The organism is Streptomyces sp. NBC_01471 (assembly GCF_041438865.1).
Taxonomy (GTDB): domain Bacteria; phylum Actinomycetota; class Actinomycetes; order Streptomycetales; family Streptomycetaceae; genus Streptomyces.
Window position 1 is genome coordinate 4039438 of sequence record NZ_CP109450.1, and the last position, 14485, is coordinate 4053922.

11 protein-coding genes are annotated in these 14485 nt (G+C 70.7%); 6 read left to right on the top strand and 5 right to left on the bottom strand.

What is annotated here, in order from left to right:
- Positions 1-7 precede the first annotated feature (7 nt).
- The 4 genes from OG285_RS17770 to OG285_RS17785 are packed head-to-tail and all read left to right on the top strand — an operon-like array spanning position 8 to position 5905.
- On the top strand, positions 8-745 hold the full coding sequence (locus tag OG285_RS17770; protein ID WP_356826873.1) for a response regulator transcription factor: 738 nt from the start codon (positions 8-10) through the stop codon (positions 743-745).
- Positions 746-748: 3 nt separating this feature from the next.
- Positions 749-2356, top strand: a complete 1608-nt coding sequence (locus tag OG285_RS17775) for an ATP-binding protein (protein ID WP_371791521.1) — start codon at positions 749-751, stop codon at positions 2354-2356.
- A 40-nt stretch (positions 2357-2396) separates the two neighbouring features.
- Positions 2397-3662, top strand: a complete 1266-nt coding sequence (locus OG285_RS17780; RefSeq protein ID WP_371791522.1) for a glycosyltransferase — start codon at positions 2397-2399, stop codon at positions 3660-3662.
- On the top strand, positions 3659-5905 hold the full coding sequence (locus OG285_RS17785; protein ID WP_371791523.1) for a glycosyltransferase family 39 protein: 2247 nt from the start codon (positions 3659-3661) through the stop codon (positions 5903-5905). Before OG285_RS17780 ends, OG285_RS17785 begins: the two co-directional genes overlap by 4 nt.
- A gap of 150 nt (positions 5906-6055) precedes the next feature.
- Here OG285_RS17785 and OG285_RS17790 read toward each other — a convergent pair whose 3' ends face one another.
- Complete coding sequence (locus OG285_RS17790; protein WP_356826876.1) at positions 6056-6922, bottom strand: endonuclease/exonuclease/phosphatase family protein; 867 nt, start codon at positions 6920-6922, stop codon at positions 6056-6058.
- Between the two features lie 221 nt (positions 6923-7143).
- Between OG285_RS17790 and OG285_RS17795 the strand changes: the two genes are divergently transcribed.
- Complete coding sequence (locus OG285_RS17795) at positions 7144-8649, top strand: MFS transporter (protein WP_356826877.1); 1506 nt, start codon at positions 7144-7146, stop codon at positions 8647-8649.
- A 48-nt stretch (positions 8650-8697) separates the two neighbouring features.
- On the top strand, positions 8698-9666 hold the full coding sequence (locus tag OG285_RS17800; RefSeq protein WP_371791524.1) for a TetR/AcrR family transcriptional regulator: 969 nt from the start codon (positions 8698-8700) through the stop codon (positions 9664-9666).
- Positions 9667-9715: 49 nt separating this feature from the next.
- Here the strand turns inward: OG285_RS17800 and OG285_RS17805 are convergent, their stop codons facing one another.
- The 4 genes from OG285_RS17805 to OG285_RS17820 all read right to left on the bottom strand — a co-directional run bounded on the left by OG285_RS17805 (position 9716) and on the right by OG285_RS17820 (position 14394).
- A complete protein-coding gene (locus tag OG285_RS17805; protein ID WP_356826879.1) occupies positions 9716-10186 on the bottom strand; it encodes a PPOX class F420-dependent oxidoreductase in 471 nt (156 codons plus the stop codon).
- A gap of 167 nt (positions 10187-10353) precedes the next feature.
- Positions 10354-11172: a YceI family protein gene (locus OG285_RS17810; RefSeq protein ID WP_356826880.1), complete on the bottom strand. Its 819-nt coding sequence runs from the start codon at positions 11170-11172 to the stop codon at positions 10354-10356.
- Between the two features lie 144 nt (positions 11173-11316).
- A complete protein-coding gene (locus tag OG285_RS17815; protein ID WP_356826881.1) occupies positions 11317-13848 on the bottom strand; it encodes an MFS transporter in 2532 nt (843 codons plus the stop codon).
- A gap of 36 nt (positions 13849-13884) precedes the next feature.
- Positions 13885-14394, bottom strand: coding sequence for a MarR family winged helix-turn-helix transcriptional regulator (locus tag OG285_RS17820; RefSeq protein WP_371791525.1), 510 nt, complete (start codon positions 14392-14394; stop codon positions 13885-13887).
- Positions 14395-14485 lie beyond the last annotated feature (91 nt).

The following is a 14485-nucleotide window of genomic DNA, read 5'->3' on the forward strand; positions in this document are numbered from 1 at the left end:
TGGGCCCATGACTACGACCTCGCCCCAGGGGCGTACCGAAATGTGCAGGCCCGACGGCAGCGCGGTGCGCGTTCTCGTCGTGGACGACGAGGACGCGCTCGCGGAACTGCTCTCCATGGCGCTGCGCTATGAGGGCTGGCAGGTGCGCAGCGCCGGTGACGGGGCCGGAGCCGTGCGGACCGCGCGGGAGTTCCGGCCCGATGCCGTCGTGCTCGACGTGATGCTCCCCGACATGGACGGTATCGCCGTGCTCGGCCGGATGCGCCGCGAGCTGCCCGATGTGCCGGTGCTCTTCCTGACCGCCAAGGACGCCGTGGAGGACCGGATCGCGGGTCTGACGGCGGGTGGTGACGACTACGTGACCAAGCCGTTCAGCCTGGAGGAGGTCGTGGCCAGACTGCGCGGGCTGATCCGCCGGTCCGGTACGGGCGCTCAGCGCAGTGAGTCGATGCTCGCCGTCGGTGACCTGACCCTCGACGAGGACAGCCACGACGTCACCAGGGGCGGGACCAACATCCATCTGACGGCCACCGAGTTCGAGCTGCTGCGCTTCCTGATGCGCAACCCGCGCCGGGTGCTCTCCAAGGCGCAGATCCTCGACCGGGTGTGGTCGTACGACTTCGGCGGCCAGGCCAACGTCGTCGAGCTCTACATCTCGTACCTGCGGCGCAAGATCGACGCGGGGCGTACGCCGATGATCCACACCCGGCGCGGGGCCGGATATCTGATCAAGCCCGGGGAGTAGCAGGTGTCGGCGCGGCGGCGCTGGTCGCTGCGGACGCGGCTCGTCGTCTCGGCCGTGGCGCTGATCGCCGTGGTGGTGGCCGTGATCGGTACGGTCACCACGATCGCCATGCACTCCAACCTGGAGCGGCAGCTCGACAAGCAGCTGACGGCGGCGGCGCAGCGGCCCGACCACGACCCGATGGGCGGCGACCGTTCCATCGTCCAGCAGCCCGGGCTGCCGATAGGGGCCGTCGGCGGGCGCACCGTCGTCGGCAGCGACGACCTGGTCGACGGGGTGAAGAGCGTGGCCGTGCCGGGTGCCAGACCCGACAGCGTGCCACTCGGCGGCGGTCAGCTCGACGCCCTGGAGTCGGTCCCCAGGGACGGTTGTCCGCACACCGTCTCGATCCCCGGGCTCGGGGACTTCCGGGCGACCTACTCCAGCAGCGGCACGTTCGTGCTCGGCTTTCCGCTGACCGGTGTCCAGTCCACCGTCACCACCCTGATCGTGGTCGAGGTCTGTGTCACCGCGGCCGGGCTGCTCGCGGCCGCCATCGCGGGGACCGCGCTGGTCGGGATAGCGCTGCGGCCGCTCAGGCGGGTCGCGGCGACCGCGACCCGGGTCTCCGAACTCCCCCTGCACAGCGGTGAGGTGGCCCCGCTGGAACGGGTTCCCGATGCCGAGGCCGATCCGCGGACCGAGGTCGGTCAGGTCGGTGCGGCGCTCAACCGGATGCTGGGCCATGTCGGTTCGGCGCTGGCGGCGCGACAGGAGAGCGAGACCCGGGTACGGCAGTTCGTCGCCGACGCCAGCCACGAGCTGCGGACCCCGCTGGCCTCCATCCGCGGTTACGCCGAGCTGACCCGGCGCGGCCGCGAGGAGACCGGCCCGGACACCCGGCACGCGCTGGGCCGTATCGAGTCGGAGGCCGGGCGCATGACCGGTCTGGTGGAGGATCTGCTGCTCCTCGCGCGACTGGATGCCGGGCGCCCGATCGCGTACGAGAGCACTGATCTCTCCCCGCTGGTCGTCGATGCGGTGAGCGATGCGCGGGCGGCGGGCCAGGACCACATCTGGCGGCTCGAACTGCCCGACGACCCTGCGCCGGTGCCGGCCGACGGGCCCCGCATCCAGCAGGTTCTGGTCAATCTGCTGGCCAACGCCCGTACGCACACCCCTCCCGGCACGACCGTCACCGCACGGGTACGGCGGGACGGGGGCTGGATGGTGGTGGAGGTGCTGGACGACGGCCCGGGGATTCCGGCCGAGTTGCTCCCGTACGTCTTCGAACGGTTCGCTCGCGGGGACGCCTCACGGTCCCGGCACGCCGGTTCGACCGGGCTCGGTCTCGCGATCGTGCAGGCGGTCGTGGGGGCGCACAGCGGGGCGGTGAGCGTACGGAGTGTGCCGGGGCACACGGAGTTCGCGGTCCGGCTGCCGGCGGTTCCCACGGCCCCGGCGGTTCTCACGACCCCGGCGGTTCCCACGGCTCCGGCGGTTCCCACGGCCCCGGCGGTTCCCACGGCCCCGGCAGTCCCGGCGCGCCCGCCCCACCACCCGCACGTGCCCAACGGCCCGTACCCCCCGACCCACACCTCTCCCCCGACTCACAGCTCCGCCACAGGCTGACCACACAGGGGTGACAGCGCCGCTGGCGAGTGTCGTCGGTATGCGAACCGACACTTCTCCGGGCACCCTGCCGGCACGGGAACCTCTTCCCGTGACAGCGGCCGACGCCCCGGTGCTCGATGTGGTGATCCCCGTGTACAACGAGGAGAAGGACCTCGAACCGTGTGTGCTGCGGCTCCGTGACCATCTCGCCGGGACGTTCCCGTACAGCTTCCGGATCACGATCGCCGACAACGCGAGCACCGACCGGACGCCCGAGGTGGCTGCCGGCCTGGAGGCCATGCTGGACGAGGTACGGGCCGTCCGGCTCGACCAGAAGGGGCGCGGGCGGGCGCTGCGGAGTGTGTGGTCCGCGTCCGACTCCCCCGTTCTCGCCTATATGGACGTCGATCTCTCCACCGGGCTCAACGCGCTGCTGCCGCTGGTGGCCCCGCTGATCTCCGGGCATTCCGATCTCGCCATCGGCTCCCGGCTCGCGCGCAGTTCGAGGGTGGTGCGCGGTCCCAAGCGGGAGTTCATCTCGCGGGCGTACAACCTGATCCTGCGCTCGTCGCTCTCCGCCCGGTTCACCGACGCCCAGTGCGGGTTCAAGGCCATCCGCCGGGATGTCGCGCAGCGGCTGCTGCCGATGGTCGAGGACACCGGATGGTTCTTCGACACCGAGATGCTGGTGGTCGCCGAACGGGCCGGGCTGCGGATCCATGAGGTGCCGGTCGACTGGGTCGATGATCCGGAGTCCACCGTGCACATCGTGCGGACGGCCGTCGACGACCTCAGGGGCGTCTGGCGGGTGGGGCGCGCGCTGGGTGTCGGTGCGCTCCCGCTCGACCGGCTCGCGCGCCCTTTCGGGGACGATCCGCGTGACCGCGAACTGACCGGGGTGCCCGGGGGACTGGCCCGACAGCTGGTCGGCTTCTGCGTCGTCGGTGCGCTCTCCACACTGCTCTATCTGCTGCTGTACTCCCTGTTCCGTACGGGGGTGAGCCCTCAGATCGCCAACGCGGGTGCCCTGCTGGTCTCGGCGCTGATCAATACCGCCGCCAACCGGAGACTCACCTTCGGGGTGAGCGGGCGCGACAGCGCGGTCCGCCATCAGGCCCAGGGGCTGGTCGTGTTCGCGATCGGTCTGGCCCTCACCAGCGGATCCCTCGCCGCGCTCGGCGCGGCGTCGGACGACCCCTCGCACGGCACCGAGCTCGCGGTGCTGATCGCGGCCAACCTCGCAGCGACGGTGCTGCGTTTCCTGCTCTTCCGCGCCTGGGTGTTCCCCGAGCGGCGCACCGACGACCCGAGGACTGCACGATGACCACCATCCCCACCGATCCGATCACGGCGGCCGGCGCACCGCCGTTCCGTCAGCCGCGCCTCGCCCGGCTGTGGCGTGGACGTGCTGACGACCCGCGCTGGGTGCGTCCCGCGTTCCTCGGGGTGCTGCTGCTCACGCTCGTGGCGTATCTCTGGGACCTCAGCGCCTCCGGATACGCCAACTCCTTCTACTCGGCGGCGGCCCAGGCCGGCGGGGTGAGCTGGAAGGCCCTCTTCTTCGGCTCGCTCGACTCGGCCAACGCCATCACCGTCGACAAACCACCGGCCTCCCTCTGGCCGATGGCGCTCTCGGTTCGGATCTTCGGGCTGAGTTCGTGGGCGATCCTCGTCCCGCAGGTGCTGATGGGAGTCGGCACGGTCGCCGTGCTGTACGCGGCGGTACGGCGCCGGTTCAGCGCGGCGGCCGGGCTCATCGCCGCCGGGGTGCTGGCGACGACCCCGGTCGCCGCGCTGATGTTCCGCTTCAACAACCCCGATGCGCTGCTCGCGCTGCTGATGACGGTCACCGTCTACTTCGTGCTGCGTGCGCTGGAGGACGGGCGGACCAAGTGGCTGGTGTGGGCGGGCGTGGCGGTCGGCTTCGCCTTCCTGGCCAAGACGCTCCAGGCGTTCCTGATCCTGCCGCCACTGGCTGTCGTGTACGCGGTCTTCGCGCCGACGACGGTACGCAGGCGGCTGGCCCAGATCGGCCTGTCCGCAGGGGCGATGGTCGTCGCGGGCGGCTGGTGGACGGCGATCGTCGAACTGTGGCCCGCGTCCTCACGTCCGTACATCGGCGGCTCGCAGAACAACTCGTTCCTGGAGCTGACCTTCGGCTACAACGGGCTCGGCCGGATCAGCGGTGACGAGACCGGCAGTGTCGGGGGAGGCGGCGGTGGCGGCGGCCGGGGTATGGGCGGCTGGGGGGAGACCGGTCTTGACCGGATGTTCAACTCCGAGATCGGCAGCCAGATTTCGTGGCTGCTGCCCGCCGCGCTGATCCTGCTGGTCGCGGGGGTCGTCATCACCTGGCGGGCGAAGCGTACGGAGACCGCACGCGGGGCGTTCCTGGTGTGGGGCAGCTCCCTGCTGATGACACTGCTGATCTTCAGCTTCATGGCCGGGATCTTCCACCAGTACTACACGGTGGCACTGGCGCCGTACATCGCCGCCCTTGTCGGGATGGGCGTCACGGTGCTGTGGGAGGAGCGCGGCCGGGTCGCGTGGGCGGCGGTGCTGGGTGTCGCGGTCGCGACGACCGCGGTCTGGGCGTACGTGCTGCTCGGCCGGACGCCGGACTATCTGCCCTGGCTGCGCTGGGCGGTGCTGGTCGTGGGGCTCGCCGCGGCGCTCGGCCTGGCGGTGGCCGGCCGGCTGAACCGGACGTTCGCGCTGAGCGCCGCGGGTGTGGGTCTGGTGGCTTCGCTGGCCGCGCCGTTCGCGTACACGGTCTCCACGCTGAACAGCGCACACACCGGGTCGATCGTCACGGCGGGTCCGGCGGGCGCGAGCCGGATGGGCGGTATGGGCGGCGGTCCCGGCCGGGGTGGCGGTGGCTGGGGCGGTCCGAGGACGGGACAGACGCCCACCGGGAAGGGCGGTCAGGCAGGCCAGACAGGTCAGGCGGGTCAGGCAGGGCGGAACGGCCGGGCCGGGGCGAACGGTCAGGCTCCGGCGAACGGCCCCGGCGGCCGGCTGGGCCAGCCGCCGGCCGGCGGGCAGGGGTCCGGCCAGCAGGGCAAGGGATGGCAGGGCCGGGGCCAGGCGCAGAACGGGCGCGGCCAGGCGGGCCGCGGACCGGGCGGCTGGATGGCCGAAGGCGGCTTCGGGGGCGGCGGTATGGGCGGTCTTCTCGACGGCCAGCAGGTCAGCGCCAAGGTCAAGACCAAGATCAGTGCGCACGCCGACGATTACACCTGGATGGCCGCAGCCATCGGCTCGCAGAACGCCGCGAGTTACCAGCTCGCGACTCAGATGCCGGTCATGGCGATCGGCGGCTTCAACGGCAGCGATCCCTCCCCCACGCTCGCGCAGTTCAAGAAGGACGTGACGGACGGGAAGATCCACTACTTCGTCGCAGGCGGCGGGATGGGCGGCGGGATGGGGCGCGGCGGCTCCGGCAGTGGTGCCGCTTCGAAGATCACGTCCTGGGTCGAGGGACGGTTCGTGAAGGTGACGGTGGGGTCGGCGACGCTGTACGACCTGACACAGGTGAAGGCCGGCACAGGCACATCCGGCAGCTGAGGCCGGCACAGCCACATCCGGCAGCTGAGGAGCGAGCGCGGCCGGTCTGTGCCGGAGGGCGGGGCCGGTCCGTGAAGGGGTGGGGCGGGGAGAGCCATCTCCCCGCCCCACCCCTTTCCCGCTCGTCGCGCTTCTCCGCCACCCGCCCGCCTACCGCCGTGTCAGCGACACGTCCGCCACGATCGGCCGGTGGTCGGACGCGAGCGTGTCGGGCACCTCCGCGCCCCGCACCGCCACTCCGCGCGAAACCGCCACGTAGTCGATCCGCTGCACCGGATTCAGCGCCGGGAACGTCGGTCTGCCCGGCTCCACGTCCCTCAGCTCGTGCCACAGGGGCGCCAGCTCCGGTGCGTCCGGGGTCGCGTTGAAGTCACCCAGGAGGATCTTCCGGTTCCGGTCCTGCCCCATGATGCGGCGCGTTTCGGCCACCTGGGTCACCCGTACGGAGGGGTCCGCGCGGTAGTCCAGATGCGTCACGTACACATGCAGCGGCACGCCTTTCACCCGCAGCTCCACCTCACCGAAACCGGGGGCCGGTGCCGGTACCGGGTTCGGATCCTGGGTGGAGAGGCGGGTGATCTTGTGGTTCGTGGCCTTCAGGATGCGGTACTTCGAGAGCACCGCCACCCCGAACTCCCGCCCGCCGACGCTGTATATCGGCGCGAAATACACGTGCATCCCGAGCCGTTTCGCCAGCTCGCCGGCCACATCCCGCCACTCGCTGCGCGCGGCCCAGTGGACGTCGACCTCCTCAAGCCCGATCACGTCGGCGTGCAGCGCGCGCAGCGCCGTCTCCTGCCGGCCGAGGTCGAAGACGTTGTCCATGCCGGCGCCCGCATGGATGTTGTACGAGGCGACCCGCAGCGGAACAGCGCGGCCGAGGCCGCGAGCGGTGGCCCGCTCGGGCGCCCGTACCTGCGCCGCCGCCTGCGCCCGTGCCTGCGCCGGGGGCGCGACCATCGCCGCCAGGACGCCGGAGACCAGAAGCACTTCAGCAACACGACCAGTCAGCTTCATCGGACGTAGCTACCCGTAAGCGGCTCGGCGCAAAACGAATTTACACCGTAGAAGGATTGCCTTTACGGTGTAGAACTCCACGGTCGATCCGACCCGGCCCAGGCCTGAATCGACCCGACCCGACCCGACCCGACCCGACCCGGACCTGCCCCACCAGACCCGGACCTGCCCCACCCACCCCTGACCGCCCCGCCTCGCCCGTCCACGAAACAGGAGTCGGCATGACGGCCACCGCCGCCGAGCACGAGAGCGCCATCACCCGTCACCCCCAGCGCTGGGTGATCCTCGGGGTGATCTGCCTCGCCGAGCTCACCGTGCTGCTCGACAACACCGTCCTCAACGTCGCGATCCCCTCGCTCACCCGCGATCTGCACGCGTCCACCGCCGACATCCAGTGGATGATCAACGCGTACTCGCTGGTGCAGTCCGGTCTGCTGCTCACCGCGGGCAGCGCCGCGGACCGCTACGGCCGCAAGAAGATGCTGATCGCGGGCCTCGCGCTCTTCGGGGCCGGGTCGCTCGTCGCCGGGCTCGCCCAGTCCACGGCACAGCTGATCGCCGCCCGCGCGGGCATGGGCGTCGGCGGCGCCCTGCTGATGACCACCACCCTCGCCGTCGTCGTCCAGATCTTCGACAACACCGAGCGCGTCAGGGCCATCGGCCTCTGGTCCACGGTCAATTCACTCGGCTTCGCCGCCGGGCCGCTCATCGGCGGAGCGCTGCTCGACCACTTCTGGTGGGGCGCCATCTTCCTGGTCAACATCCCGGTGGCCGTCATCGCGCTCGCCGCGGTCGTCGGCCTCGTACCGGAGTCCAGGAACCCGTCCAGCGAACGCCCCGACCTGCTCGGCGCGCTGCTCTCCACCGTGGGCATGACCGCGGTCGTGTACGCGATCATCTCGGGCCCCGCGCACGGCTGGACCTCCACCCATGTCCTCGCCTCGGCCGCCATCGGCGTCGTCTTCCTGGCCGGGTTCGTCGCCTGGGAACTGCACATCCCGTTCCCCATGCTGGACATGCACTTCTTCCGCAACCAGCGTTTCGTCGGCGCCGTGGCCGGGGCGATCCTCGTCGCCTTCGGCATGGGCGGCTCGCTCTTCCTGCTCACCCAGCACCTGCAGTTCGTGCTCGGGTACGGGCCGTTGGACGCGGGGCTGCGGACCGCGCCCCTGGCGCTCACGATCGTGGTGCTGAACCTCACCGGGGTCTCGGCCAAGCTGCTGCCCAGGCTGGGCACGCCCGGCACCATCGCCACCGGGATGACCGCGCTCGCCGCCGGGCTCGCGGCCATCGCGCTGCTCGGCGGGGACAGCTATCCGGGGATGCTGCTGGGTCTTGTGGTCATGGGGGCGGGGATCGCCTTCGCCATGCCCGCGATGGCCAACGCGATCATGAGCGCGATCCCGCCGGAGAAGGCCGGGGTCGGCGCGGGCGTCAACGGCACCCTCGCCGAATTCGGCAACGGCCTGGGCGTCGCCGTGCTCGGCGCCGTACTCAACTCCCGCTTCGCCGCCCTGCTGCCCGCCGCGCTGGGCGCCGCCTCGCTGCCCGCCGCGCTCGCCGCCGCCGACGGGCCCGGCGAGCGCGGCCGGGTCGCGGACGCTTTTGCCTCAGGTGTGCAGACCAGTCAACTGGTCGGCGCCGCAGCGGTACTTGCGGGCGGGCTGCTCGCCGCGGTGCTCCTCCGGCGGGCCGAGCGGGCGGATCCACCGGCGACGGCGGCCTAACATCGGTGTCGGTACCGGTTGATCCACACGTTCCGTAGGAGGCGCGCCATGGTGACTGCGGCCGACCGTGCGAAGGGTTCCGCACGGACCAGTGTCTGGCTGGGCGGAAAGGCGACCCGTACCCGCAGAACGGACCAGCCGGCCGGGCTCGACCTGGACAAGATCACCGCGGCGACGGTCCGGCTGCTGGACTCCGAGGGCCTCGCGAAGTTCTCCATGCGCCGTCTCGCCGCCGAACTGGGCGTGACCGCCATGTCGGTCTACTGGTACGTGGACACCAAGGACGACCTCCTCGAACTGGCCCTGGACGCGGTGATGGGCGAACTGGTGCTGCCCACAACCGAGGACGAGCCCGAGCCCCGGCCCGACGGCCGGCCCGCTGACGAACCTGACGAACCTGACGACGCACACGCGTCCACCGGATCCACCGGCGCACGTGCGTCCACCGGATCCACCGGATCGGTCAATTCCACTGGACCGGCCGATTCCACTGGACCGGCCGATTCCACCGGCCCGTTGGACCCCACCGATCCGGCCCGCTCGACCGATGGCGAAGCCGACTGGCGGCTTCAGCTGCGCCGCCTCGCCGCCGGATACCGCGGCGTCCTGGTGCGTCACCCCTGGGTCTCGCCGCTCGTCGGTGTGTTCCTCAACATCGGCCCGCACGCGGTGAAGTTCGCGGCGGCGTCCCAGGACGTGATGCGCAGTGCCGATCTGCCGCTGCGCGGCCAGACCGGCGGCCTCGCCGCCGTCTTCCAGTTCGTCTACGGATTCGGCACCGTCGAGGGCCACTTCAGGGACCGCTGCGCACGGGCCGGGATGACCCAGGACGAGTACCACCAGCACGCGATGGGCCACATCAGCGAACAGCCCTCCCTGCGCCGGACGTTCGAACAGGCCCAGGACGTGATGGCGGCACGCGGCGGTGACACGGTCGAGGAGATGCGGGAGCGCGACTTCGACTTCGCGCTCGACCTGCTGATCGCGGGCATCGAGGCCAAACGCGGAGAAGGCTGAAGAACAGCTGCCCCTCCCGGTGGTGTCAGCTGTCCTCGGCCCGGTGGTGTCAGCTGTCCTCGGCCAGCCGGGCCGGGAAGCCGCCGGTCGCGATCGGGCTCCACCGCTCCGGCGTGATCCGGATGATCGACTTGCCCTGCTTGACCATGGCCGCGCGGTACTCGTCCCAGTCCGGGTGCTCACCGGAGATGGTGCGGAAGTACTCCACCAGCGGTTCCACCGAGTCCGGCGAGTCGATGACCTCGCCCGCTCCGTCGACCTGGACCCACGGGCCGTTCCACTCGTCCGACAGGACGATGACGCTCACCCGGGCGTCGCGCCGGACATTGCGGGTCTTGGCGCGCTCGGGGTAGGTCGACAGGACGATCCGCCCCGCGTCGTCCACCCCGCAGGTCAGCGGGGAGCCCTGGGGGCGGCCGTCGGAGCGGGTGGTGAGCAGGATCGCCCGGTGCCTGGGGCGTACGAAGTCGAGCAGCTCGGGCAGGTCCACAGGGGTGTTGGTCGCGATGTTGGGTGCCATGGCTGCACGATACGTCGCACCACGCGGCCCGGCCCGGCGGACGCGGGCAGCGGAAAGCCCGGCCCCGCAGCGCAAGGAGTGACGCGCTGTGGGGCCGGGCGAAGTCCGTCAGGACCGTGCGGTCCGTGCGGTCCGTGCTGGACCGTCGATCGGGCCGGTGCCGCCGGTCACACGGCCGGCAGCGAGTCGCCCTGGACGGCCTGGATGTCCAGCTCGACCTTGAGCGTCGTGCCGATGGCCGAGATACCCGCCTGGACGACCTGGTTGTAGTTCATCCTGAAGTCCTCGCGGCGCAGTTCGGCCGTCGCGTGGAAGGCCGCGCGCACGCCGCCCCACGGGTCGGGGCCCGTGCCCAGGTAGCTCAGGTTCAGGTCGACCTCGCGGGCGACGCCGTGCAGGGCCAGTTCACCGTGGACCGTCCAGCGGTCCGGTCCCGCGGGGGTGATCCCGGTGCTGCTGTAGGTGATCTGCGGGTAGCTCTCGACGTCCAGGAAGTCCGCGGACTTCAGATGGCCGTCGCGCATACCGTTGCCCGTGTCGATCGAGGCCGTCGCGATGACCGCCTCCACCCGTGACTTCTCGACGTCCTCAGCGATCTCGATGCGTCCCACGAACTCCGTGAACCGGCCGTGCACGCTGGAGATCCCCAGGTGCTGGGCGACCGCGCCCACCGACGAGTGCGCCGGGTCCAGCGTCCAGGTGCCCGGCGGCGGGAGTTCCACGCCGCCCTGCCTGGCCAGTACCACGGTGCCGACATCGGCACGGCCGCTCGCCGTGACGAACGCCGTGGACGCGGCGGGCGCGTAACCGACGGCCGTCACGATCACGGTGTGCGGGCCGGGGGCCAGGGCCGCGTCCGCGCTCACCGTGCCGTCCTCGCCCACCTGCGCCCGCAGTACCTGGGCGCCGGTCATGTCGGTCACGGTCACCACGGCGTGCTGGACCGCCCAGCCGTCGCGCGTCCGTACCTGTGCGCGAAGTCCCATTCCCGTTCTCTCTCCTTCAAAAAAGTGGGCCCCGGGCGGTGGTGGCGGGCCGTCCCCTGCCCGCCACCACCGCGTCCGGGGCTTGAAGGGGCCCGGCCTGACCGGGCCCCTTCGCGCCCCGCATCCGCTGGGGCAGCCTGGTGACTACTCGCCCGGGTGGGCCAGTTCGATGTCGTGTCCGTCGGTGCCGCTTCCCGCGACGGTCAACGAGCCCGCAACCGGCGGGTAACCCGTCGCGATGACCGTGTACTCGCCCGAGTTGAGGTCGGCGAAGCCGTAGGCTCCGTCGCTCCCGGTGGTCGCGGTGGCCACCACGTTGCCCGCGGCGTCCACGAGCGTCACCCGGGCGTCGGGCAGCGGGCGCCGGTCGGCTCCGCCGCGTACGACACCCTGGACCAGCGAGCCGGACTCCAGCGCGACCTCGATACGGGTCACACCCTGGCCGCCGACGTCGACCGGCAGGGCCATCGGCCGGAAGCCGGTCGCGTTCACCGCGACGGTCACCGGGCCGGGGATCATCTCGCTGAACGTGAACTCGCCCTGCGCACCGGACTTGCCGGTGGCCAGCACGTCGCCGCGCACATCGGTGACGACGACCATCGCGCCCTCGACGTTGCCGCCGTCGGCGGACCGCACGAATCCGGCGAGACCGCTCGTACCGGAGAGGAGGATGTCGTACGACAGCGCCTCGTCCCCGACGGACACGGTGGAGGCCTGCGGCTGGAAGCCGTCGGCGGAGGCGATCAGGACGTACGAGCCGGAGCTCGGCGCGTCCACCGCGTATCCGCCGTCTCCCTGCGCGACCGCGCGGCCCAGCTGGCGCCCGGCCAGCGAGATCAGTGTGACGGCCGCCTGGCCGACCGGTGCGCCCTCGGCGCCCCTGACGACACCGTGGATTGTGATACCTGGAGTGGGGGCGGACTGCATCGGCATCGTCTCCTCAGTGGTCGGGCCACTCCAGGACGGAGTGGCGGGGGCCGGTCGGGGGCCGGCCGGAACGGCGTTGACAGGAACAGTCTCCGCCACCGCCGCCGGGACGGCGTCGGCGGGTACGTCCTGCTCGGGTGCGCCCACGGCGCGAGTCCGCAGCGGGACCTCCTTGATGAAGAGCGTCACCAGGAACGCGAGCAGCGCGCACGCGGCCGCGTACAGGAAGACATTGGCGACGCCGTGTCCGTACGCGCTCTCCATGATGGAGCGCAGCGGCTCCGGCAGGGCCTTGAGGTTGGGGACCGATCCGTCGCCCATGCCCTTTCCGGCCAGTGCCGCGCCCTTCGGGCCGAGGTCGTGCAGGCCGTCCGTGACGAAGTGGGTGACCCGGTTGGCGAGCACCGCGCCCAGCGCCGAGACGCCGACCGCACCACCGAGGGAGCGGAAGAACGAGACGGTGGAGGACGCCGAACCGAGGTCCTTCTGGGAGACCTGGTTCTGCGTGCAGAGCACCAGGTTCTGCATCATCATGCCGATGCCGAGACCCATCAGGGCCATGAAGATCGCCACGTGCCAGTACGTGGTGTCGTACCGGATGGTGGAGAGCAGGCCGAGCCCGGCGGTCACCAGCACACCACCGCTGACCAGCCAGATCTTCCACTTTCCGGTCCGGGTGATGAACTGCCCCGAGACGGTCGACGAGATGAACAGACCACCGATCATCGGGATCGTCATCACACCGGACATCGTCGGCGACTTGCCGCGCGCCAGCTGGAAGTACTGGCTGAAGAAGACGGTGCCGGAGAACATCGCGACACCGACGAACAGCGAGCCGATCGAGGCGAGGGTGATCGTCGGGTTGCGGAAGAGCCGCAGCGGGATGATCGGCTCGCTCGCCTTGGTCTCGACGAGCATGAAGAGCAGCCCCAGGACGATCGAGCCGCCGACCATGGCGGCCGTCTGCCAGGACATCCAGTCGTACTTGTCGCCGGCGAACGTGATCCAGACCATCAGCAGGGACACGGCGGCGGCGATGAAGAACGCGCCGCCCCAGTCGACCTTGACCTCCCGCTTGGTGACCGGGAGCTTCAGGGTCTTCTGCAGAACGATCAGCGCGATGATCGCGAAGGGCACACCGACGTAGAAGCACCAGCGCCAGCCGAGCCAGCTGGTGTCCGTGATGACACCGCCGAGCAGCGGCCCTGCGACGGTCGCGACGGCGAAGGTGGCGCCGAGGTAACCGCTGTACCGGCCCCGCTCACGCGGGGAGATCATCGCGGCCATGACGATCTGCGCGAGGGCGGAGAGACCGCCGACACCGATGCCCTGGACGACACGGAAGATGATCAGCGTCGACGAGTTCTGCGAGAGCCCGGCGGCGGCCGAGCCCAGGACGTAGATGACCAGGGCTATCTGGACGAGCAGCTTCTTGCTGAACAGGTCCGAGAGCTTGCCCCAGAGGGGGGTCGTCGCCGTCATCGCCAGCAGGGAGGCGGTGACGACCCAGGTGTACGAGGACTGGCTGCCGTGCAGATCGGAGACGATCTTCGGGAGCGCGTTCGTGACGATCGTCGACGACAGGATCGCGACGAACATCCCGAGCAGCAGGCCCGACAGGGCCTCCATGATCTGCCGGTGGGTCATCGGCGCACTGCCGTCGGGGGCGGGATTTCCCCCGTGGGGGGCGGGATTCCCCCCGTGCTTGGCGTGGCCGCCCCGCACACCGGCCGGTGTGGTCGTAGCCATGGAATTCCTTTGCTTCTACTGACGCGGTGATACGCGTTACGCGGGTGATACGCGGGTCTGTGCGGATGTACGGGTCTGCTCGTGCGCCCGGATCTGCTCGTGGTGTCCGGCCCAGGCCCTGCAGTTGCCGAAGCTGGCGCGCAGGCGTTCCAGGAGCACGTTGAGCTGCCCGACCTCGTCGTCGGACCAGTCGCTGAGGGTGCGAGCGAGGGATTCGATGTGTCGCTCGGCGAGCACGCCGAGCATGTCGTTGCCTGCGGCGGTGAGCCGCAGGATGCGGGAGCGCCGGTCGGCGGGGTCCGGAGACCGCTCGATCCAGCCGCGCTCCGCGACGTGAGCCACATGGCGACTGGTGACCGACATGTCCACGGCGAGCAATTCGGCGAGCCTGCTCATCCGCATCTCGCCGTGCCGGCCCAGCAGGGACAGCACGGCGGCCGACCCGGTCGGGCATTCAGGCGGGAGGATGCGGGAGAGACCGCGCTTGATGGCGCCGATGGCACTCAGCTGCCTGGCCAGTTCTTCGTACTGACTCTGCGCTGCCACGGGCACCTCCCTGTGGGCTGTCTGTGAGCTCTCTATGTTGTTGCTTCAGGCAACATTAAAGCCGTTGGTTGCTGCAGGCAAATGAAATAGT

What these genes read in the sequence shown, in the direction of transcription:
- OG285_RS17800 (WP_371791524.1), top strand. Translation starts at nt 8,698, where the DNA reads ATGGTGACTGCGGCCGACCGTGCGAAGGGTTCCGCACGGACCAGTGTC.
- OG285_RS17815 (WP_356826881.1), bottom strand. Translation starts at nt 13,848, where the DNA reads ATGGCTACGACCACACCGGCCGGTGTGCGGGGCGGCCACGCCAAGCAC.
- OG285_RS17780 (WP_371791522.1), top strand. Translation starts at nt 2,397, where the DNA reads ATGCGAACCGACACTTCTCCGGGCACCCTGCCGGCACGGGAACCTCTT.
- OG285_RS17795 (WP_356826877.1), top strand. Translation starts at nt 7,144, where the DNA reads ATGACGGCCACCGCCGCCGAGCACGAGAGCGCCATCACCCGTCACCCC.
- OG285_RS17770 (WP_356826873.1), top strand. Translation starts at nt 8, where the DNA reads ATGACTACGACCTCGCCCCAGGGGCGTACCGAAATGTGCAGGCCCGAC.
- OG285_RS17790 (WP_356826876.1), bottom strand. Translation starts at nt 6,922, where the DNA reads ATGAAGCTGACTGGTCGTGTTGCTGAAGTGCTTCTGGTCTCCGGCGTC.
- OG285_RS17805 (WP_356826879.1), bottom strand. Translation starts at nt 10,186, where the DNA reads ATGGCACCCAACATCGCGACCAACACCCCTGTGGACCTGCCCGAGCTG.
- OG285_RS17810 (WP_356826880.1), bottom strand. Translation starts at nt 11,172, where the DNA reads ATGGGACTTCGCGCACAGGTACGGACGCGCGACGGCTGGGCGGTCCAG.
- OG285_RS17785 (WP_371791523.1), top strand. Translation starts at nt 3,659, where the DNA reads ATGACCACCATCCCCACCGATCCGATCACGGCGGCCGGCGCACCGCCG.